The sequence below is a fragment of the Gelidibacter salicanalis genome, assembly GCF_007997285.1.
Taxonomy (GTDB): domain Bacteria; phylum Bacteroidota; class Bacteroidia; order Flavobacteriales; family Flavobacteriaceae; genus Gelidibacter; species Gelidibacter salicanalis.
In genome coordinates this window covers 600,557-621,519 of sequence record NZ_VORX01000002.1, presented here as the reverse complement: position 1 = coordinate 621,519, position 20,963 = coordinate 600,557, and the positions used below count along the sequence as shown (strand labels likewise).

At 37.8% G+C, this 20,963-nt stretch carries 20 protein-coding genes and 1 tRNA gene; 15 read left to right on the top strand and 6 right to left on the bottom strand.

Annotated elements, in window-relative coordinates; translation table 11 throughout:
• Positions 1-232 precede the first annotated feature (232 nt).
• The 8 genes from ES711_RS05850 to ES711_RS05815 all read left to right on the top strand — a co-directional run bounded on the left by ES711_RS05850 (position 233) and on the right by ES711_RS05815 (position 8,249).
• Positions 233-628 carry a BlaI/MecI/CopY family transcriptional regulator gene (locus tag ES711_RS05850; RefSeq protein ID WP_146891274.1) on the top strand — a complete coding sequence of 132 codons (396 nt, stop codon included), beginning with the start codon at positions 233-235 and terminating at the stop codon, positions 626-628.
• A 2-nt stretch (positions 629-630) separates the two neighbouring features.
• A complete protein-coding gene (locus tag ES711_RS05845) occupies positions 631-2,262 on the top strand; it encodes a M56 family metallopeptidase (RefSeq protein ID WP_146891271.1) in 1,632 nt (543 codons plus the stop codon).
• A 670-nt stretch (positions 2,263-2,932) separates the two neighbouring features.
• A complete protein-coding gene (locus tag ES711_RS05840; protein ID WP_146891268.1) occupies positions 2,933-3,085 on the top strand; it encodes an SsrA-binding protein in 153 nt (50 codons plus the stop codon).
• A 63-nt stretch (positions 3,086-3,148) separates the two neighbouring features.
• Complete coding sequence (locus ES711_RS05835; RefSeq protein ID WP_146891264.1) at positions 3,149-4,390, top strand: DEAD/DEAH box helicase; 1,242 nt, start codon at positions 3,149-3,151, stop codon at positions 4,388-4,390.
• Positions 4,391-4,447: 57 nt separating this feature from the next.
• The gene (locus tag ES711_RS05830) at positions 4,448-4,774 is read left to right on the top strand and encodes a DMT family transporter (protein ID WP_146891262.1); all 327 of its coding nucleotides are present in this window, start codon (positions 4,448-4,450) and stop codon (positions 4,772-4,774) included.
• Between the two features lie 165 nt (positions 4,775-4,939).
• The gene (locus tag ES711_RS05825; protein ID WP_246139123.1) at positions 4,940-5,950 is read left to right on the top strand and encodes a hypothetical protein; all 1,011 of its coding nucleotides are present in this window, start codon (positions 4,940-4,942) and stop codon (positions 5,948-5,950) included.
• A gap of 6 nt (positions 5,951-5,956) precedes the next feature.
• Positions 5,957-6,316: a DoxX family protein gene (locus ES711_RS05820; protein ID WP_146891259.1), complete on the top strand. Its 360-nt coding sequence runs from the start codon at positions 5,957-5,959 to the stop codon at positions 6,314-6,316.
• 49 nt (positions 6,317-6,365) lie between these two features.
• A complete protein-coding gene (locus tag ES711_RS05815) occupies positions 6,366-8,249 on the top strand; it encodes a M1 family metallopeptidase (protein WP_146891256.1) in 1,884 nt (627 codons plus the stop codon).
• 9 nt (positions 8,250-8,258) lie between these two features.
• On the opposite strand, the gene ES711_RS05810 is transcribed toward ES711_RS05815, so the two are convergent.
• The gene (locus ES711_RS05810) at positions 8,259-8,942 is read right to left on the bottom strand and encodes a M15 family metallopeptidase (RefSeq protein ID WP_317129858.1); all 684 of its coding nucleotides are present in this window, start codon (positions 8,940-8,942) and stop codon (positions 8,259-8,261) included.
• 29 nt (positions 8,943-8,971) lie between these two features.
• On the opposite strand from ES711_RS05810, the gene ES711_RS05805 reads away from it, so the two are divergent.
• The 5 genes from ES711_RS05805 to ES711_RS05785 all read left to right on the top strand — a co-directional run bounded on the left by ES711_RS05805 (position 8,972) and on the right by ES711_RS05785 (position 15,962).
• Positions 8,972-9,568 carry an alpha-ketoglutarate-dependent dioxygenase AlkB family protein gene (locus ES711_RS05805; protein WP_146891254.1) on the top strand — a complete coding sequence of 199 codons (597 nt, stop codon included), beginning with the start codon at positions 8,972-8,974 and terminating at the stop codon, positions 9,566-9,568.
• 366 nt (positions 9,569-9,934) lie between these two features.
• Positions 9,935-10,855 carry an alpha/beta hydrolase gene (locus tag ES711_RS05800; RefSeq protein WP_146891251.1) on the top strand — a complete coding sequence of 307 codons (921 nt, stop codon included), beginning with the start codon at positions 9,935-9,937 and terminating at the stop codon, positions 10,853-10,855.
• A gap of 636 nt (positions 10,856-11,491) precedes the next feature.
• Complete coding sequence (locus ES711_RS05795) at positions 11,492-12,784, top strand: DUF819 family protein (protein WP_146891558.1); 1,293 nt, start codon at positions 11,492-11,494, stop codon at positions 12,782-12,784.
• 51 nt (positions 12,785-12,835) lie between these two features.
• Positions 12,836-13,528 (top strand): DUF4369 domain-containing protein, encoded by a 693-nt coding sequence (locus tag ES711_RS05790; protein ID WP_146891248.1) that lies wholly within the window; start codon positions 12,836-12,838, stop codon positions 13,526-13,528.
• Positions 13,529-13,634: 106 nt separating this feature from the next.
• Positions 13,635-15,962: a transglycosylase domain-containing protein gene (locus ES711_RS05785; RefSeq protein ID WP_146891245.1), complete on the top strand. Its 2,328-nt coding sequence runs from the start codon at positions 13,635-13,637 to the stop codon at positions 15,960-15,962.
• Between the two features lie 393 nt (positions 15,963-16,355).
• Here ES711_RS05785 and ES711_RS05780 read toward each other — a convergent pair.
• The 5 genes from ES711_RS05780 to idi all read right to left on the bottom strand — a co-directional run bounded on the left by ES711_RS05780 (position 16,356) and on the right by idi (position 18,766).
• A tRNA-Thr gene (locus tag ES711_RS05780) sits at positions 16,356-16,429 on the bottom strand.
• Between the two features lie 58 nt (positions 16,430-16,487).
• Positions 16,488-16,757 (bottom strand): hypothetical protein, encoded by a 270-nt coding sequence (locus tag ES711_RS05775; protein WP_146891242.1) that lies wholly within the window; start codon positions 16,755-16,757, stop codon positions 16,488-16,490.
• Between the two features lie 75 nt (positions 16,758-16,832).
• Entirely contained in the window at positions 16,833-17,804 is a 972-nt protein-coding gene (locus ES711_RS05770) for a type I phosphomannose isomerase catalytic subunit (protein WP_146891240.1), read from the bottom strand.
• Between the two features lie 27 nt (positions 17,805-17,831).
• Positions 17,832-18,242: a 6-pyruvoyl trahydropterin synthase family protein gene (locus ES711_RS05765; protein WP_146891238.1), complete on the bottom strand. Its 411-nt coding sequence runs from the start codon at positions 18,240-18,242 to the stop codon at positions 17,832-17,834.
• Positions 18,239-18,766, bottom strand: coding sequence for an isopentenyl-diphosphate Delta-isomerase (gene idi / locus ES711_RS05760; RefSeq protein WP_146891235.1), 528 nt, complete (start codon positions 18,764-18,766; stop codon positions 18,239-18,241). Before idi ends, ES711_RS05765 begins: the two co-directional genes overlap by 4 nt.
• A gap of 127 nt (positions 18,767-18,893) precedes the next feature.
• Between idi and ES711_RS05755 the strand changes: the two genes are divergently transcribed.
• Both ES711_RS05755 and ES711_RS05750 read left to right on the top strand, forming a co-directional pair.
• Entirely contained in the window at positions 18,894-20,483 is a 1,590-nt protein-coding gene (locus tag ES711_RS05755; protein ID WP_146891233.1) for a peptide chain release factor 3, read from the top strand.
• Positions 20,484-20,693: 210 nt separating this feature from the next.
• A complete protein-coding gene (locus ES711_RS05750; RefSeq protein ID WP_146891230.1) occupies positions 20,694-20,921 on the top strand; it encodes a (4Fe-4S)-binding protein in 228 nt (75 codons plus the stop codon).
• The last annotated feature ends 42 nt before the right edge of the window (positions 20,922-20,963 follow it).

Here is a 20,963-nt window from a genome sequence, read left to right as displayed (position 1 = left end):
ATTGTAGTTTAGGAAACTTGAAAATTCTTAACGCATAGGAAAAAAAAATCAAAATATTACCCTAACATTAGATAGACAGCGCGCTATCTTCAATTGAGAACCCCAAAACATCGCTATCACAACTATTATTTGAGTTAAATAACTAGAATGATAGTTGTATAACTATAAAAATAGTTATATTTGAATTCCATAAGTGTATTATAGCACCCATTGAACCTTAAAATAATTGATCATGCAGAAGCTCACCAACAAAGAAGAAGAAATTATGCACATTATATGGACGCTAGAAAAAGCCTTCGTTAAAGATGTGCTCGCAGAAATCACAGATGACCAGCCACACTATAATACCTTATCTACCATCATTAGAAATTTGGAGGAGAAAGGCTATGTCAGTTATCATGCCTATGGCAAAACCCATCAGTATTACCCTACAATTAGTAAAGAAGCCTACAAAAAGCGTTTTATGAGTACGGCTATTGAGCATTACTTTAATAATTCTTATAAGAATGTGGTATCGTTTTTTGCCAAGGAAGAAAAAATAAGTATTGCTGAATTAAAAGAAATCATAGCGCTTATTGAAACAAAAAATCGTGACGATGCCAAATCCGAGAAATCCAATACCGTCTGATTATGGAATACGTACTTAAAGCAAGCGCTATATTGTCCATATTTTATATCTGTTATCGCTTGTTTTTACAGCGGGAAACCTTTTATGAGGCCAACCGATGGTTTTTATTACTGGGACTAATGACTTCTGCCCTATTACCATTGATGGTGATCCCTGTGTACATTGAGGTTCCATTGACGCCCAACAGGAACTTTGCGGCTGTGGCCGCCACCATGCCACACCCTCCAGAAGTTTTCGATCTGACTTCACTATTTATTTGGGGGTATGCCATTGGTGCGAGTTTTTTTGTAGGGAGATTTATTCTTCAGCTCTTTTCACTAACTACCCTAATCAACAAACATCATAAGAAAAAAACTGAGGTATTCACCTTTATAGAAATTGCTCAAGTCAGCACTCCATTTTCATTCTTTAACTGGATTGTATATAATCCAACCCAGTTTGATGCCCAAGAACTAGATCTTGTTTTACAGCACGAAAAAGTACATGCAGAACAAAAACACAGTATTGATGTTCTCATCATGGATTTTACCACGGCTCTGTTTTGGTGCAACCCTTTGATATGGATTTACAGAACATCCCTCAAACAAAATTTAGAATTTATTGCCGACCACCAAACCCAGAAACAATCGGGTTGTGAAGAACGCTATCAAAAATTACTGCTTAAAACTAGCGTACCTGAAGAAAAATTAATTAGTATCAATCCTTTTTACAATTCAACCATCAAAAAACGAATCGTTATGTTACACAAATCAAAATCAAACCTTATGAACACTTGGAAATACAGTATTATCGTGCCATTATTGGCTGCCTTTGCCTTGACTTTTAATACAGAAATCATTGCGCAGAATGTTTCCGATTCTAACCCAGCCTCGGCTACGACTTTGGATCAACAGAATGTTTTAACATTTATCGTTACCAAAGACACAAAAATAGAACAGATGGAATATATTACCGAAAAGCTCTCCAATGAAGACGTCCACTTTAAATTCAAGAATATTGAGCGTAATTCCAAAAATGAAATCACAGGCATCAAGATCAAGTATGATTACAAAAACAAGACAGGAACCTATGCCAAAAGTTTGTCCAGCCCGATTCCTTCAATTGAGATTTCAGTAAATCCTACTTCCCACAATGTGACTATTGGCGAACACTCATCAGGGTTAAGTCAAACAATCGCCATTGGATCAGAAAAGGACAGTAACCATATTCAAAATATAGCTCTTAAAGAGCCTTTGGGCTTACAAAAAATTACTCACGAGACATCCAATTCTCAAAATAAACCTCTAATAATTTTAAAGGATAAAGAAATTACGCATGTAGAAATGCAGGCCATAGACCCTGATACTATTGCCCATATTTCTGTTTTGAAAGATGAGAATGCGACTAAATCTTATGGTGACAAAGCAAAGAATGGGGTCATTATCATCCAATTAAAAGCCCCCACCGCTACTGAAACTCAGATGCAGCCGCTTTACATTCTTGACAATGAAGAAATCACTAAAGAAAAAATGGAAGCCATCGATCCGGATACCATTGAGTCTATGGATATATTAAAAGACGATTCGGCCACTAAAAAATACGGTACCAAAGGCGCACATGGTGTGATTATCATCACTTCCAAAAAGAAAAAATAACAACCGACTGTTCTAATTATTTAAAGGCGTTAAAAATATCAAATTTATAAAATGATAATTTTAACGCCTTTCTTTATAAAGATTTAGAATTCCTTTATTTCGTAAGTATAGAGTATCCTATCAATTTACTTCTATTCAGCACTAAGTCCCCACTCTGGTCTTTCTATGATGACATTAACTTTTGATGGTTCAAGACGAAACTCTTGTTTTTAGCCACATTATAGATCAATTGCCCCTAGGACTCATAAAAAAATTAAAAATACGCCTTTACTATATTACATATTATATGTTATAGAAGCTAATGTAGTTGCATAATAATACTTTTAATTAGACAAGGCATTAAAATCCGAAACAGTTCTGGTAATTACACTTATAAAAGTAAAGTCAAACTCATTAAATCTGAGCTAAGTATTTGGATAATAGATTACAAAACATATATCTTCAGAAAACAATTGTAAATAAACACTATATATGAACCTTTTAAACACTACGCTCATGATCACACTTGTCAAAATTATAATCGATATTATTTTCTCGATTCAGTAAAGGAAAACCACTAAGTCAAACTCAGTTCTAGAATGAGTTTCAGCTTAGGGTAAGCATTCCGCTTTCATCATGAAATTTAATCTGTTAATTTGTATCTTTGTTCAGAACGCCATTATAGATCTCCATGAAAAAAAACGTCTTTAAATTTTTAGCAAAGATCAATAAAGCACTACTTCCAAGCTATACAAAAAAAGGTTTGGACCTTGCAAAAGCGTCCAAATTAGAAATGGCGATCATTCGATGGCGCGTGTTTGTGACCAAACAAGCTCTCGATTAAAACCTAAACCCATCTATAAATTGCCACTATATTTTCTGCTATCTTTGCAGAAAATCATCAACAATGTCATTTAAGGACTTACAGCTTAACAAACCTATTTTAAAAGCAGTAACTGAATCTGGTTACGATACTCCCACTTTAGTTCAGGAACAAACTATACCGTTAATCCTGGCCGGTAAAGATGTTATTGCATCAGCCCAAACCGGAACTGGGAAAACTGCGGCATTTGCTCTCCCTATTTTGCAACTGCTTTATGACAAGCAAGAGGGGTCAAAAAAAGGCAAAAAGATTAGAGCTTTAATTATTAGCCCTACTCGAGAGTTGGCCATTCAAATTTCACAAAACTTCAAATCGTACAGTACCCATACCAATTTGCAAACTATGGTGGTTTTTGGCGGAGCTTCCATTGATCCGCAGATTGACCTTTTAAAGAAAGGCGTTGATATTGTCATTGCCACTCCCGGACGTTTATTGGATTTGCACAAGCAAGACCTGATAAATTTAGATTATGTAGAAACCTTGGTTTTAGATGAAGCGGATTTAATGCTCGATATGGGTTTTATTGATGAGGTAACGAAAATTGTTCGCCTTTGCCCTGAAGATAAACAGACCTTGTTGTTTTCAGCTACAATGCCTTTTAAGGTGGAGCAACTGGCCTCCTCCATATTAAAATCGCCAGAACGTATTGAAGTTACTCCAACCTCATCGGCAGCTAAAAATGTGAGCCAAGTATTGTATTATGTTCCAAAACGCAACAAAATTGAGCTTTGTCTTCATCTCTTACGCAATACCATTAAAGGAAACATCTTAATATTTAGACGCACCAAATTTGGGGTTGATAAATTAGAGCAGACTTTAATTAAAAACGGATATAAAGTGGAGAGTTTTCACGGTGATAAAACACAGAGCGATCGCCAAGCTGCTTTAAGTAAATTTAAGCACGGCGAAGCCAATATTTTAATTGCTACAGATGTTGCCGCCCGAGGTATAGACATCAATGAGTTGGATGCAGTAGTCAATTTTGACCTGCCCAATGTTCCAGAAACCTACGTACATCGAATTGGAAGGACAGGACGTGCGGAACATTTTGGAACTTCTTTTTCGTTTTGTTCGGCAGATGAAAAACCCTATGTTAAAAGCATTCAGCAATTAATCAATACTCAAATTCCTGTGGAAAACGATCACCCATATCCACTCGATCCACAAGCAAAACCCATCATCCATACCTCTAAAAAAACGGGGAGTAAACACAAAAAAGGCCGGAAGGGACAAGGCTCTAAAAGCAAGAAAAAACGTTGGTATTAGGGATTGAAAAATTAGAATTTATAAGCTTAAAAGAATGAAAGTTAAGATTTATATTTTATGAATTGGATACTCTTAATTATTGGTGGGTTATTTGAAGTGGGTTTTGCGGCGTGTTTAGGCAAAGCCAAATATGCCACAGGAATTGCTGCTACTTGGTGGTACATCGGATTTGTAATATGCTTAACCATCAGCATGTTACTTTTAATAAAAGCTACAGAAACCTTACCCATTGGAACGGCGTATGCCGTCTGGACCGGAATTGGTGCGGTAGGCACTGTTTTGGTAGGGATTTTTATCTTTAAGGAATCAGTCGATTTTTGGAGGATATTTTTCATATCAACCCTCATTTTATCTATCGTCGGCTTAAAGTTTGTTTCCCATTAGACTTTAAGCCAAAAGTCTACTAAAATTCACATTCTCTACACGGTTAACATTTTGTTAGCCGTTTTTTTTATTAATAACTGTATCTTTAAAGTCTTAATTACTGATTATCAACTGACGCTTTACATAGTTTTAAATTTTTTAAGTTATACCATTCATAAGAAAGACATGCCCAGATCTATGACTTTTATCGATATGCTATTTAAATCAACACCGTTAATATTGCTGCTGTGTTGTGTTTCCCTAGGTTTTTCACAAACCACCATTAAGGATGCGCAATCGCAATACCCCGTTTCCTACGCCACTGTTTCCTTTAACAACGGCAACGGCTTGTTTGCCAATGACGAAGGTGAGTTTATATTTACCAAAAAGATTTATCCAGATATTGACACGCTTTACATTTCTGCACTTGGATATAAAGAGTTTAAAATCGCAACACTAAATTTGCCCCAAATCATTCAAATGCAACCAGAAACGAACGCTTTGGATGAAGTAATGATTACCGCTAAAATAGATCGTAAATTTAAGGTAGAAGACATTAAACCTTATTTGGATGATGATTATTACCATTGTTGGCTGCCTACTGTAGAATCTGAAATTGCAGTCTATTTCAACAATCCTGATGAGGCGCTAAAAAAAATTACCAAAGTGCACTTCCCTGTAACATTAGAATCGAGGGATTGGGAAAAAAGAAAACGCTCCAACGCCGATAAAAAGCCATTTTCAACCCTATTTAGGGTGAAATTTTACAACAATGTAAACGGTTTCCCTGGCAAAGAACTTCTCTTTAAAACGCTGGTGGTCAGAGCTACAGAAAAAGGAGGTGATGCTGTCGTGTTCGATGTATCGGAAGAAGCGATATTTATCCCCCAATCCGGCGTATTTGTATCGCTTCAAGTATTAGGCTATACGGATGACAATGGTAAGTTGCTTTCCAATAAAAAGTATAAAGAAATTAAATCTCGTGATGGTAGTGTGGTTAAAATTCCAACAAATTTCCGACCCTTACTACCGTTTACCGATGAAATCCCCCAAAACAGAACGTATATCAAACGGGTATTTGTCAATGGAAATAACTGGACCCGATTTGAAGAGAATAGCGGATTCCAGTCCACATTACTCCAAGCAGGTTTGAACAATTATGGCATGGGATTAACTTTTAATGTTTATAAAGATTAAAAAAGTATGATTTATCCTTGGCACCTTTATTTGATGGCGGCAATTTACATATTTGCTGGAATGATGCATTTTATAAGACCCAAAATGTATCTGCGAATTATGCCAAGATACCTGCCCAATCCAAAGTTACTGGTCACGCTGAGTGGTATTGCAGAAATCATGTTAGGCATTGGCTTGTGTTTTCCTGCCACTAAAAACAGTGCAATTTCTGGAATTATTGCCATGCTCATCCTATTCCTGTTGGTGCATTTTTATATGTTGTCCAGCAAAAAAGCCGGAGCCGGTATTCCACAGTGGGTCTTACTGCTACGCATTCCCTTGCAATTCGCTCTAATATATTGGGCCTATTGGTATTTACAATTTTAATGTTCAACCTCAATATCATATCTTCGCAACCTTAATGATCTAAAATATCATGAAAATCTCAAATTCAATCCCATACCTCATACTACTCATCATGACGAGTTGTGCACAACCTAAAGTAGCTGAACCTGTAGTGTATACTTATGTGGAAGAACCGCATTCCTATGCCAAACCAAACAACGCCTTCATTACTCATTTAAACCTAGACATCACGGTCAATTTTGAGACGGAAGTGATCAGCGGGAAAGCCACCTATGACATTAAAAACAATAACAGCACCCAAATTATTTTGGATTCTAAAAATCTCGATATTGAAGCTGTAACGGCTGATGGTAAAGAAACCGAATTTTCATTGGGAGCCAAGGACAAGCTGTTAGGACAACCGTTGACCGTGACCATTGACAAGAATACCAAACAAATTGCAATTGTTTATAAAACCACCAAGGCTACAGAAGCCCTGCAATGGTTAAAAGCACAACAAACTGCTGATAAAACCCATCCTTTCCTATTTACGCAAGGACAGGCAATCTTGACCAGAACTTGGATTCCCATTCAAGACAGCCCACAAATTCGCCTTACTTATGACGCCAATGTGAAAGTTCCAAAAGGACTGATGGCAGTAATGAGTGCAGAGAATCCAAAGGAAAAGACTGAAGATGGTCAGTACCATTTTAAAATGAAACAGCCTATTCCGGCGTATTTAATAGCTTTGGCCGTTGGAAATTTTGAATACAAAGCGATTAGCGATCGCACAGGAGTATATGCAGAAAAATCAATGTTGACCAAAGTGCACGATGAGTTTTCTGATATGGAAAATATGGTCAGTGCAGCTGAAGCACTTTATGGCGATTACGCCTGGGAGCAATTTGATGTGATTGTACTACCCCCAAGTTTCCCATTTGGAGGCATGGAAAATCCGAGATTAACTTTTGCTACACCAACAGTTATTGCTGGCGACAAAAGCCTAACTTCATTGGTGGCTCATGAACTGGCGCACTCGTGGTCTGGAAATTTAGTTACTAATGCCACTTGGAATGACTTTTGGCTCAACGAAGGTTTTACCGTTTATTTTGAAATGCGCATCATGGAAGCCCTCTATGGTAAAGAGCGGGCAGATATGTTGGCCTTGATCAGCCGTCAGGATTTAGATGAAGAATTAGCGCAATTGAAAGATACTCCAGACGCCACGAAACTCAAACTGAATTTAAAAGGCAAAAATCCGGATGATGGTATGAACAGCATTGCTTATGACAAAGGTTATCTCTTTTTAAGAACTTTGGAAGAGACTGTTGGCCGTGATAAATTCGATGCCTTTTTAAAACAATACTTTAAGGCTCATGCGTTTTCCACGATGACTACTGAAACCTTTCTTACGTATCTTAAAACCAATTTACTTGAGAAAAATCAGGTCACTTTCAATGCGGATGAATGGATCTATCAACCTGGGGTTCCTGAAAATCAAGCTGTCATCACTTCTGATAAGTTTAAAATCGTTGAACACATTTTAGAGGAATTTTTGACTACGGATAAAATCGATAAAGATCTTACCAAAGAATGGACATCTCAAGAATGGGTGCATTTTATAAGAAACTTCCCTGCCACGATGACTACCGATCAGATGCAGGAATTGGACACAACCTTTAATTTTACCAACGCCACAAATTCCTACATTCAGATGGTGTGGTATGAACAAGTCTTAAATCATGATTACCACGGCAAAAATGTAGATAAAAAAATTGAGCAATTTTTAACTACTGTGGGCCGTCGCTGGTATGTAGAAACTATTTTTAAAGCTTTTAAACGAAACGACAGAGTTGATGATGCTTTAAAAATTTATGAAAAATCGCGTCCAAATTACCATTCTGTTACGGCGAACACTATAGATGCCTTGCTGGGTTTTGAACCGGAAGTTGAAGAAGAAGTGTTAATTAAATAAGTAGCACATTTATTCCACAAGAAAATCAAAATAGGTATTTGGAAAAGGTTCCCAACGTAAGGTAAAGTGCCACCATTCTTTAGGATAATTTCTAAAGTTGTGCGCCTGCATCACACTCTGAAGAATTTGCCGGTTATTTTGCTGCGCTTCCGTAAGATGTCCATAAGACAACCAGGATTGCTCCCCAAAAAAATCGTAAGCACCTCCCATATCTAGAGGCTCGCCGGTATTGCCATCAGTAACGGTCAAATCTATAGTACTTCCTCTACTATGCCCTGACTTTGAAGCGATATAGCCTTCACTGAACAAAAATTGCTTTTCCACCTCAGGATAAAACGCGTGTTTATTGAGTGTATCTCCCAAATCTTTTGCCCATGTTACAAAATGGTTAACCGCGCGTTGTGGACGGTAGCCATCGTACACTTTTAAGCAGAAGTTCTGATCTCGGAGAGCTTCCTGAACCTTTCCCAGCGCTTCAGCAGCATCTTTGGTCAAAATCAATGTATTGGCCCGATACCCTTCAATAGGTTTACCTACAAAGTTATGATCTGTGAGGTACCGTAGCTCAACGTCTAGATCAGGAATAACCTCCTGAACATATACAAATCCGTCAGGAAGTGGGCTTGTTGGCAATTTGGCAAAGGCAAATCCCAAGATAATCAGCACCAATAACATTACTTTGTTTTTCATCATAGTTGTGCTAAATTAGATAAAATTAAATTATGGACTTATTTTCTGCTGAAAAAACACTTCTTCACCTTCCAAATGCAGAAGTGATCTATATCCCCAATTTTTACGATGCTCGGACGGCCGACGCTTATTTTGATCACTTTAAAGCAAACAGCCCATGGCAACAGGACGACATCAAAATTTTCGGAAAAATCTATGCCCAACCCCGTTTAACGGCACTATATGCGATAAACACCACGCCGTATAGCTATTCTAATCTAACGTTGATTCCCAATAAAATGTCTGATGAACTTCTTCAAATAAAAAATGATGTTGAAGACATAAGTGCGCATCATTTTACCACCGTATTACTTAATAGATATAGAGACGGCTCGGATAGTAACGGCTGGCATGCGGACAATGAGAAGATATTGGGAATAAATCCTGTGATCGCTTCTTTGAGCTTTGGAGCGACAAGAGCCTTTCATTTTAAACACCGCACCATAAAAAAAGAACAATACAAATTGCATCTTGACCATGGGAGTCTTTTAATTATGAAAGGGGAAATGCAACATTTTTGGTTGCATCAGATTCCGAAAACTAAGAAGGTGGTGAAGGAGCGGATCAACCTAACCTTTAGATCCTTATAAAAATAAAGAACCGAGGTCCCTCAACCTCGGTTCTTCTAATTTGCGTTTTTTATAATGTGTAGATTTAGGGTCACTAAGCCAACAACATGTGCAAATACTAATTAATTAATCCATTGTACAAAAACGTTAATTTCAGTACACTTCAAAGATAGAAATATAATTCAATCACTCTGCTAAAGGACATATTAAATCGATGAAATGCAATAAAATTTAACATTTAAGGATAAAAAGCGACATTTAATCGACAAAATGCATCATTTGTTCCATTACAAATATCCTTTACCCCAACATATTTTTAATAATTATCCGTTACTTAATTAGTAATAGTTTGCCGTAATGTATCTTCGTCACAAAAAAATTGTAGGTATGAAAACTTTAATCCTCCTGTTTAGCCTGATTTCCACCTTGAGTTTTGCTCAGGACCCATCTTTTACCGAAACTGAAATCCGCGTATCCAAATGGATTGATGGTAGTTTGATCGTTCCAAATTCAGGATCAGATCAGATGGCCATTATCATTGGTGGTTCCGGTCCTACCGATAGAAATGGGAATCAGAATTTTGCAAAAACTAATAACCTTAAAAAACTTGCTGAGACATTAGCTGAAAACGGCATTGCAAGTTTTCGGTACGACAAGCGTATTGTAAAACAGATTAAAATGAGATCTGTCGACCCTAATATCAAATTTGACGATTTTGTGTCCGATGCTATTGCTGTGGTCCATCATTTTAAATCGGAACAAAAATTTAAACAGCTCTATATTATTGGACATAGCCAAGGTAGCTTAATTGGTATGTTGGCGGCGCAACAAGATGTTGATGGTCTTATTTCCATTGCGGGTGCAGGCCAGTCTATTGACGCTGTAATTATTGACCAAGTTGACAAAACTGCGCCCTTGTTTACGGAGGAAACCAAGCGTGCATTTGAGGTTTTAAAATCTGGGCGTACGACGACGGACTATCCGCCTGCCTTAGCTTCCATCTTTGACAGCAGTGTACAAAAATTCATGATGAGTTGGATGAAACACGATCCTGCAGTGGTCATCAAATCATTAAACATCCCCATTCTTCTCCTCAACGGAACCAAAGATTTGCAAGTAAGTAAGGCTGAAGCAGAAATGCTGCAACAAGCCTCAGAAACATCTGAATTAAAACTCATTGATAACATGAACCACGTGCTCTTTGTTATTGATGGCGACGATCAGGAAAACGCCAAATCTTATAACGATCCTAATGGCAAAGTTTCGGAGGTGTTAATCCAATCTATCGTAAATTTTATAAAACAATAGTTGAAAACTTCATTCATATAACCGAAAAAAGCACCTTTCTCAAGGTGCTTTTTAACTAACTAACCAACCAAATGTAATATTAACGTCTCTAAAGGTTAACTACTCCTTTTTGTAATGTAGAGCATAATTATTTACATGATAAGCTTTTCAAATTCCGTGCCATATTTATATTTGTCGTCAGAATAATTATCCTTATTTTGCAGCTCAAATTCAGACTACATGCGTCCATATTTCAAAATTTTATTATTCTTTTCTTTTATTGTTTCCTCAACCTTCGTCGGCAACGCTCAAACCTTAGTGGTTGACAAGGCTAGTGAGAGCTACTCAGAAAACTTTGATATTCCTATTACTATTGATTCTACCACATTTGATCGCTTTCAAATTAAACTTTCCACAACTGATCCATCTTTAGTGATCAATCAAGTAGTTCTCGATAAAAAATTCTCCAAGGGAACCCTAAAATTCTCTTCTGTAGGCTCTATATATACGATAGATTACACTAGTGAAAGTGCATTAGCAATTTCTAAAAAAGAAAAGTTATTAGATTTAAAATTGAATACGACCAATCGTTTTTCAGATGAAAACATAATCGTTATCAATGAAAGTACGTTCTACAATAACAATCAATTGGTCACCATGACTGAAAAGGTCAAACCGGCCACTGCCAATCAATTTGTACTTTTTAAAAATGATGCTATTGTTTTTGGACTATTAATGCTAGCCCTCGGGTTTGTGTTCTTCACCGAATCAAAGAAACAAGGGTTTTGGCCAAAATTCTACAAATACGTTCCAGGACTATTAATGTGTTATATGATTCCAGCCATTTTCAATTCGCTGGGTCTCATCTCCGCAGACGTTTCGGAAACCTACTATATTGCCAGCCGTTATTTATTACCAGCATCTTTAGTACTGCTCACCATTAGCATCGATTTAAAGGCTGTTTTCAACTTAGGATGGAAAGCCTTAGTGATGTTCTTTACGGGAACTATTGGGATTATCATTGGTGGGCCCATAGCCATTTTAATCATTTCAACATTTTCTCCAGAAACTGTTGGAGGTGCAGGATTTGATGCGGTATGGCGTGGTTTGGCAACCTTAGCAGGAAGTTGGATTGGCGGTGGCGCCAACCAAGCCGCCATGTTAGAAATTTATGGATTTAATCAAGAACTCTACGGAGGCATGGTCTTGGTGGACATTGTAGTGGCCAACATTTGGATGGCCGTGCTGTTATTAGGAATTGGCAAACGCGAAAAAATTGATAACTGGCTAAAAGCAGATAATACCGCTATTAATGAATTGCAAAAGAAAGTGCAAAACTTTAGCGAAAAAACAACCCGCATTCCCACCTTAACCGATTTGCTCATCATTTTGACATTTGCTTTTGTTGCGGTAGGTATTGCACATTACGGTGCGGACGTGATTTCTACGTATCTCTCCGCCAATTTTGAAGCCGTCAGCAATCCGAGAAGCGCACTTTCCTCATTTGGTAGCCAATTCTTTTGGTTGATATCCATTGCGACAATAATCGGAATTTTATTATCCTTTACCCCTGCTAAAAATTACGAGGGTGCCGGCGCCAGTAAAATTGGGAGCATTTTTATATACATCTTGGTGGCTACCATTGGTATGAAAATGGATTTAGGCAAAATCTTCGAAAATCCTGGGCTGATATTAATAGGTTTGGTGTGGATGACCATTCATGCCGTCCTCCTTATTGTCATCGCTAAATTGATCAGAGCTCCCTACTTTTTCCTGGCTGTAGGAAGTCAGGCAAACGTGGGTGGAGCAGCATCTGCACCGGTAGTTGCGGCCGCGTTTCACCCTTCATTGGCCACGGTTGGCGCGCTCTTGGCGGTATTTGGATATGTGGTAGGAACCTATGGCGCACTTTTATGTGCAGAGCTCATGAGAATAGTTGCGGTAGGTTAGTTTTTAAAGGAATTTTATAAGATATTTGCCCACCAAAAATTAAAAATCTCCATGAAAAGATTAGTAGTTATACTTAGTTTACTCCTCGTGTCGTCCTGTGCTAAAGACAGCTCAAATTTCACGCTTACAGGAACTATTAAAGATTTAAAAAAAGGAACCGTTTATCTTCAGAGGGTGGATGATTCTCTCTTGGTATCGATAGATTCCATTCAAATAAATGGGGATTCGAAATTTGAGCTTCACACGAAATTGGATGGTCCGGAAGTACTGTATTTAGCATTGGATAAAAACGGACAAGATTCTGGAGTAATTCCTTTTTTCGCTGATTTAGGAACTACTGAAATCAATACAAGCTTAAAAAACTTCTATATGGACGCTAAAATCACAGGGTCTAAGCAACAGGAAAAATTGGAAGAATACAATAAGATGATGGACAGATTCAAGGATAAGAATCTCGATCTTATAAAAAATAATTTAGAAGCCCGAAAAAGTAATGATTCTATTTTAATGGATTCCAGCTATAAGGAATACAACAATTTAATCCTCAGAAAATATTTGTATACCATCAATTTTGCGATGAATAATAAGGATAGCGAGATTGCACCATACTTGGCCATATCAGAAATTTCAGATGCAAACTTGAGATATCTAGACACCATTAATAATGCCTTAACTCCAGAAATTAAATCGTCTCGATACGGTAAGATATTACAAGAACTGATTACAGAACGTAAAAAGCAATAGCCGTAAAAATTGGGCAATGGGCCTGATTCAACCCTACTACGTTTTCCTTTTCAGAAATTGAAATACTTAACCCAGATATCCGTTATGGAGCAAAGACTTATAAATAATGACTATTACCAAAGTTGACCTTATCAAATGGGCTAAGAGAATGAGCTATGCTTTAGGCCTTCTCTTAGCTCTTTTTATTTGTTTTTATGCCAGTATTTATTTCGGACTCTGGGGTAAAATCCCCGACTCTAAACAACTCGCACAGTTAAAACAAAGTCAGGCTACGCAAGTACTCGATGCCAATAATGATTTAATTGGTAAGATTTACGTTTACGACAGGCAATCTATTAAATTTGAAGATTTCCCCAAACATTTAATTGATGCTTTGGTAGCTACTGAAGATGTTCGGTTTTATGAGCACAACGGGATTGACAGTAAAAGTTTACTTCGTGTATTCTTTAAAAGCATCCTGATGTCTAATGATTCTTCGGGCGGTGGGAGCACCATAACGCTGCAGTTGGCTAAAAACCTTTTTGGAAGAAAAAATTATGGTCCTTTTGGAATTGTGATCAACAAAATCAGAGAAAGTATTGTTGCCAGACGCATTGAAAAATTGTATTCCAAGGATGAAATCCTCACTTTATATCTTAATACAGTGCCTTTTCCGGACAACACTTACGGGATAGAAAGCGCTTCAGAAAAATTCTTTAATTCCCATACTAAAGATTTAAGCTTGGTACAATCCGCCACATTGGTGGGCTCCTTAAAAGCTAATACCGGTTACAATCCGCGTCGCTATCCCGAAAGATCGGGCGCACGCAAAAATGTGGTCATTAATCAGATGGTTAAATATGGCTTTCTTTCTGAAGCCGAAGCCAACAAAGCCACCACCGATAGTATCGTCATCGATTATCAAAATTACGCTCCTAACGAAGGGTTAGCGCCATACTTTAGGGCTGAAATTAAAAAACAGCTGGACAGTTTACTTAAGCAGAAACAATTTCGTAAACCCAATGGTGAGATGTACAACATTTATCACGACGGCTTAAAGATTCACACCACTTTAGATAATACCATGCAACGCTATGCGGAAGCCGCTATGCAAGAGCACATGAGTGATTTGCAACGCCAATTTGAAAAAGCATACGGACAGAATGCCCCGTGGCTTAAAGGGAAGTCGGCATTTGAAGCGGCAAAAAAACGCTTAAAATCCTACAGAAAATACAAGGCTCAAGGTTTGGATGACCAGGCCATTACGGATTCTTTACAACGCCCCCATCAAATTGACCGTTTCTCCTGGGATGAAATCACCGTAGCTTCTATGTCTACGCTCGATAGCTTAGAGTACTACTCTAAGTTTCTTAATGCGGGCCTCGTCTCTCTAGACCCATCAAATGGCGCCATAAAAGCGTATGTAGGCGGTATTGATTACGGCTTTTTTCAATTTGATCATATTGTGCAAAGTAAACGTCAAGTAGGATCCACCTTTAAACCGTTTGTCTATACTGCCGCTTTAGAGCAGGGTATGGATCCGTGTACTTACATTCCGCTGAAAGCAATTACCTATACTGATGTAAATAATTGGCGACCAACCAACGCCGGTGGACTGGATGATGAAGATCTCAATTATAATTTGCAAAAGGCCTTGAGCAACTCCGTCAATACCATTGCCGTGAAAGTGCTTTACGAAACTGGTCTGGGAAATGTAATTGCACAAGCTAAGAAAATGGGGATTGAAAGCCACATTGAAGCTGTGCCTTCCATTGCTTTGGGATCATCAAATCTCACGGTTTTGGAACTAGCAAAAGCCTACACCACCTATGTTAATGGCAGCAAGGCTTCCAACCCAGTTTTTATTAACAAAATTGAAGACAAAGATGGCAACATCATTGCGTCTTTTGAAGATTTACATCCGGAAGCACAAAACAACAGCATGGCGTTTAGCAATGAAACCCGACAGGTGATGTTGGAATTTATGAAAGCCACAGTTAATGAAGGTACCGCCACCAGATTACGTTCTACCTATCAATTGCCGAACGCACTGGCCGGAAAAACGGGTACAACACAGGATAATAAAGATGGTTGGTTTGTGGGCATTATGCCAAAACTGGTAACTGTAACATGGGTAGGTAATGACAATCAACAAATTGGGTTCAGCTCTACTGGATTAGGTCAAGGTGCCAACTCAGCACTTCCCATCTTTGCCAAATACCTGCAAAAATTAAATGCAGATTCCAAGTTCAACAGCATTACAAAAGCGTCTTTTGAAAACCCTACGGAAGCTGTGCTAAATTCGCTTAATTGCGACCCAACTAAAACGGATGGTTTTTTTAAGCGTCTCTTTGGAAATAAAAAGGAAGAACGTCAATTTAAAAAACAGGAAAAGAAGAATAAGAAAGGTGGTGGTATTTTTGGTTGGTTGAAGAAGAAAGATAAGGATGAATAATTCTATTGTGAGCAATGCATCACAATGAAGTTCTTCGTTACTTTAGAAACAATATATCTACGCTAGTGATTTTTTAAAAGACACTGAAGAGGATTTTGTAATTCTCCACATAATGATCTGCCTATACCTGCCCTTTGATTGCCCTCAGGATTAATATAACATTTAGATAAGAGAAAGGTTTATATGTGGCCGCCCAGGCTATCCAAGGAAAACAACTACTGATTATTCTCATGATCAATTTCTCCTCCTTAATAAGTACACACAAATTAACCTTTCACAAAGAAGTTTTTTCAAGAGCCGACGAAGGGACTCCTTTCGACTGCGCTAAGGATAAACTTCTCGTCCCAGACTAATGTCAATAAAAAAACCTCTCAAAATGAGAGGTTTTCTGAGAGCCGATGGAGGGACTCGAACCCACGACCTGCTGATTACAAATCAGCTGCTCTAGCCAGCTGAGCTACATCGGCCTAAGAGAGTGCAAATATAATCTTGAAAATAATATTTGCAAATCTTTTGAAATAAAAATTAACCTAAGTTATTGATTTTTTCAATCAACGCGCGACCTTTAGTTTCTAGTTCAGCGTTAACTTGTTTAAAGTGAGCTCTTTTGTTTTCGACAGTTTTATCGTTTACTTTAGCAATCAACTCATCAAACGTTTCAATAGCTTCGTCAACTATCGCTTCAGTTTTTTTAGTGTCTTTACCAGTATGCGTATATTCCCAAACATAAGCCGCTTCAATAATATCTCCTAATACGTAGTTGATATCTTTTTTTAGGTCTCTAACATTTGCCATTTTTCTTAATTTTAAAATTTTTACAAAAGTAGTCAATTAAACAACGTCCCGCATAACGGATTGCGTATATTTTAACTACACATAGACTTCCAACAACGTGGCGTCCTTTGCTACAATTTGAAACGTTTTCAAAGCTGCAGGAATCAATATTGTTTCCCCTTTTTTAATGCGTTCAGAATGCGTGGCCGTCTTTAATTCTGCTTCGCCTTCCACACAAATATATATCATAAAGGAATCATAGGTGTTTTCTCTCTCAAGGGTTGTATTAACCTTTACATAATTAGTAGTAAAATAGGGGCAACTCACCATTTTATTAGAGTGATTAGCTTCTTGATCATAAGATACCCTGAAATTATCAGGCATATCAAATCCAATCGCATCAATTGCCAAATCTGTATGCAACTCGCGGGAATTTCCGTCAGCATCGGTTCGGTCCCAATCGTAAATACGGTAGGTAATATCACTTGTTTGTTGAATTTCAGCTAACAGTACACCTGCGCCAATAGCATGTACCCGACCTACTTCAATAAAATAAGCATCGCCCGTTTTAACCTTGTCAAAATTTAGAATTTCAGTAAGCGAATGCTTATCGAGATGCTCTAAATAAAGTTCTTTGGTCATCGGCTGATTAAAATCTACAATTAAATTGGCATCTTTATCCGCCTGCATGACGTACCACATTTCCGTTTTACCAAAGGAATTGTGACGTTTGGCCGCCAACTCATCATTGGGATGCAATTGTATGGACAAATCTTCTTTAGCATCAATAAACTTAATTAGCAACGGAAATTTATTACCGAAGCGCTCATAAATCTTTTCTCCCAACACATCAGCTTTATAGCTACTCAACACATGTTTTAAGGATTGATTTTCCAAAGTGCCATTAGAAACTATAGATGTATCGCCATCAACATCACTAATTTCCCAGCTTTCACCAATGTTTGGCAATTTGGAATCTTTATTTAAAAGTGTTTTCAACTTTTCGCCGCCCCAAATTTTATCTTTTAAAATAGGGTGGAATTTTAAGGGATATAACGTATTTTTCAAAATATAAAATTTTTATAAGTCTGCGGATTAAGATCCGGAATAGGTAACAAAATTACGAGGGGTTTCGTAAAGGGTAATAGACAATTGTAAATCTGGTTGTAACTTCGGTTTAATTTTGTTGTAGATAACCACAGCTATGTTTTCGGCAGTCGGATTTAAAGTTTTAAATTCTTCTACCTCTACATTCAGGTTCTTATGGTCAAAAGCCTCTTCAATGTCATCTTTAATGATGTCTTTCAACACTTTCATATCCATCACAAAACCAGTTTCCTGATCTATTTCGCCAGTAACACTTACCGTTAGATCATAATTATGGCCGTGAAAGTTAGGATTGCTACATTTACCAAAAATGGCTTCATTTTGCTCAGCGCTCCAATCTTTCCTGTAAAGTCGGTGCGCCGCATTAAAATGTGCTTTTCTACTGACCGTTACTCTCATGATTCCACACGATTTATATGTTCGTAAAATTTTTCGAATATAATTTTAAACCACTCGGTATAAATATCTGGATGGTTCGCGATATCCTGTTTCACGTCTTCCAAAGGCATCCATTTCCAGGCTGCTACTTCATCAGGATTAATTTCCGGTGCGTCTTCATAATTACCCACAAGAATGTGGTCAAATTCATGTTCCGTCAAGCCATTATCAAAAGGCGCCTTATAAATAAAAGAAACGGTTTCTTCTAGAGCTGTCTGAAAACCCATTTCTTCCTGTAAGCGGCGTTTCCCTGCTTGGATATTGGTCTCTCCTACTCTTTGATGACTGCAACAGGTGTTGGTCCAAAGTAAGGGCGAATGGTATTTATGTGATGCGCGTTGCTGCAACATCAATTCGTTTTTCTCATTGAAAACAAATACGGAAAAAGCGCGATGCAATAGTGCCTTTTCGTGCGCTTCCATCTTTGGCATAGTGCCTATCTGCTCGTCTTTTTCATTAACGAGTATTACCTTTTCTTCTGTCATAACCCACAAAGTTACCAACAAAAGTAATAAAAAGAACCAATGTTGTCTTAAAATAAAAATCGACCTCTTTGATCTATTAATTTTGTATTCAATAATAGTATCTTTGCATCCCATTTTAATGCAGATTATGAGTTTTAAATCAGAGATCAACAGACGACGTACATTTGGAATTATTGCGCATCCCGATGCCGGAAAAACCACACTTACGGAAAAATTACTACTATTTGGAGGTGCAATTCAGGAAGCTGGTGCCGTCAAAAGCAACAAAATTAAGAAAGGTGCGACGAGTGACTTTATGGAGATTGAACGCCAGCGTGGTATTTCCGTAGCGACATCGGTCTTGGCTTTTGAGTATGAAGGTACGAAAATCAATATCTTGGATACTCCCGGACATAAGGATTTTGCTGAAGATACCTATAGGACTCTTACGGCCGTAGACAGTGTGATTGTGGTTGTAGACGTGGCTAAAGGTGTGGAGGAACAAACTGAGAAGTTGGTTGAAGTGTGCCGAATGCGAAATATCCCGATGATCGTGTTTATCAATAAAATGGACCGTGAAGGAAAGGATGCGTTTGATTTGTTAGATGAAATTGAACAAAAATTAGGCTTGCGCGTCGTCCCAATGAGTTTTCCTATTGGCATGGGTTATGATTTTAAAGGAATTTATAATTTGTGGGAGAACAATATCAACCTATTCAGTGGCAACAGCCGTAAAAATATTGAAGAGACGGTTGAAATTTCCGATTTAGCATCACCAGAAATTGATAAACTTATCGGTGAAAAAGCCGCTAATACCCTACGTGAAGAAGTGGAACTTGTAGAAGGGATTTACCCTACATTCGACCGCGAGGAATATTTAAATGGCCACCAACAACCGGTGTTTTTCGGATCCGCTTTAAATAACTTTGGCGTTCGTGAGTTATTGGATTGCTTTATTGAAATAGCACCTAAACCACGAGCCAAACAAAGTGAAGAACGCTTAGTACAGCCGGATGAAAAGGATTTTACAGGCTTTGTTTTTAAAATTCACGCCAATATGGACCCCAACCATCGGGACCGTTTGGCCTTTATAAAAATTGTGTCAGGCACGTTTGAACGTAACAAACCCTATCTACACGTTAGAAATAAGAAAAAAATGAAGTTCTCCAGTCCCAATGCCTTTTTTGCGGAGAAAAAGGAAATTGTGGACATCTCTTATCCGGGCGATATTGTAGGGCTGCACGACACGGGGAATTTTAAAATTGGGGATACACTCACTGAAGGGGAAAATATGAGCTACAAGGGCATCCCTAGCTTCTCTCCGGAACACTTTAGATATATCAATAATGCTGATCCGTTAAAATCGAAACAGCTCTTTAAAGGCATCGACCAATTGATGGATGAAGGGGTTGCCCAATTGTTTACATTAGAATTAAACGGAAGAAAGGTTATTGGAACGGTTGGCGCATTGCAATATGAAGTGATCCAATACCGATTGGAGCACGAATACGGCGCCAAATGCACCTACGAAAATTTGAATGTATTCAAAGCGTGCTGGGTTGAACCAACAGATGCGAAGAATGAGGAATACAAAGAGTTCTTAAGAGTTAAGCATCGTTATTTGGCCAAAGACAAAGAAGACCAATTGGTATTCTTGGCCGACTCCCAATTTTCACTTCAGATGACCCAACAAAAATATCCAAGTATAAAATTCCATTTTACTTCAGAATATAAATAAGCTATATTATAAGACTCCGTTTTCTATATTTCAAAATTTGGGATTCAGAGTTCATGTTATCAAAGAACTGTAGTTCATCGAATAATTCTCGTACAATTTAAGTTTTAACGAATTTTTTATACATTTAATCGAGGGGTTTAAAAAAATAGATGCTTTGTTGAATTACTTTTTCCAAATCTAGATAGTGTCAAACCCCAAATTGAACTATTTATGGAAACCATTATGAACCAGTTTAGTAATAGCGAGATGACTATTACTTACGAACCTCGTGTTTGCATCAATGCTGGTCGTTGTGCAAAAGAACTATCAGATGTATTTCGGAATTCTGTAATCCCTTGGATTGATTTAGATGGTGCACCATCGCAGAGCATCATTAGCCAAGTTCAGAAATGTCCGTCCGGAGCTTTAAAATTTCATATAAATCAGAAAGTAGCCTAACTATTTCTAAAAAAGAAAAATCCCTTTGAATTAAGTTTCAAA

What these genes read in the sequence shown, in the direction of transcription:
- ES711_RS05790 (WP_146891248.1), top strand. Translation starts at nt 12,836, where the DNA reads ATGAAAAGATTAGTAGTTATACTTAGTTTACTCCTCGTGTCGTCCTGT.
- ES711_RS05835 (WP_146891264.1), top strand. Translation starts at nt 3,149, where the DNA reads ATGTCATTTAAGGACTTACAGCTTAACAAACCTATTTTAAAAGCAGTA.
- idi (WP_146891235.1), bottom strand. Translation starts at nt 18,766, where the DNA reads ATGACAGAAGAAAAGGTAATACTCGTTAATGAAAAAGACGAGCAGATA.
- ES711_RS05820 (WP_146891259.1), top strand. Translation starts at nt 5,957, where the DNA reads ATGATTTATCCTTGGCACCTTTATTTGATGGCGGCAATTTACATATTT.
- ES711_RS05775 (WP_146891242.1), bottom strand. Translation starts at nt 16,757, where the DNA reads ATGGCAAATGTTAGAGACCTAAAAAAAGATATCAACTACGTATTAGGA.
- ES711_RS05805 (WP_146891254.1), top strand. Translation starts at nt 8,972, where the DNA reads ATGGACTTATTTTCTGCTGAAAAAACACTTCTTCACCTTCCAAATGCA.
- ES711_RS05815 (WP_146891256.1), top strand. Translation starts at nt 6,366, where the DNA reads ATGAAAATCTCAAATTCAATCCCATACCTCATACTACTCATCATGACG.
- ES711_RS05840 (WP_146891268.1), top strand. Translation starts at nt 2,933, where the DNA reads ATGAAAAAAAACGTCTTTAAATTTTTAGCAAAGATCAATAAAGCACTA.
- ES711_RS05765 (WP_146891238.1), bottom strand. Translation starts at nt 18,242, where the DNA reads ATGAGAGTAACGGTCAGTAGAAAAGCACATTTTAATGCGGCGCACCGA.
- ES711_RS05845 (WP_146891271.1), top strand. Translation starts at nt 631, where the DNA reads ATGGAATACGTACTTAAAGCAAGCGCTATATTGTCCATATTTTATATC.
- ES711_RS05830 (WP_146891262.1), top strand. Translation starts at nt 4,448, where the DNA reads ATGAATTGGATACTCTTAATTATTGGTGGGTTATTTGAAGTGGGTTTT.
- ES711_RS05785 (WP_146891245.1), top strand. Translation starts at nt 13,635, where the DNA reads ATGACTATTACCAAAGTTGACCTTATCAAATGGGCTAAGAGAATGAGC.
- ES711_RS05795 (WP_146891558.1), top strand. Translation starts at nt 11,492, where the DNA reads ATGACTGAAAAGGTCAAACCGGCCACTGCCAATCAATTTGTACTTTTT.
- ES711_RS05750 (WP_146891230.1), top strand. Translation starts at nt 20,694, where the DNA reads ATGGAAACCATTATGAACCAGTTTAGTAATAGCGAGATGACTATTACT.
- ES711_RS05810 (WP_317129858.1), bottom strand. Translation starts at nt 8,942, where the DNA reads ATGATGAAAAACAAAGTAATGTTATTGGTGCTGATTATCTTGGGATTT.
- ES711_RS05800 (WP_146891251.1), top strand. Translation starts at nt 9,935, where the DNA reads ATGAAAACTTTAATCCTCCTGTTTAGCCTGATTTCCACCTTGAGTTTT.
- ES711_RS05755 (WP_146891233.1), top strand. Translation starts at nt 18,894, where the DNA reads ATGAGTTTTAAATCAGAGATCAACAGACGACGTACATTTGGAATTATT.
- ES711_RS05825 (WP_246139123.1), top strand. Translation starts at nt 4,940, where the DNA reads ATGCCCAGATCTATGACTTTTATCGATATGCTATTTAAATCAACACCG.
- ES711_RS05850 (WP_146891274.1), top strand. Translation starts at nt 233, where the DNA reads ATGCAGAAGCTCACCAACAAAGAAGAAGAAATTATGCACATTATATGG.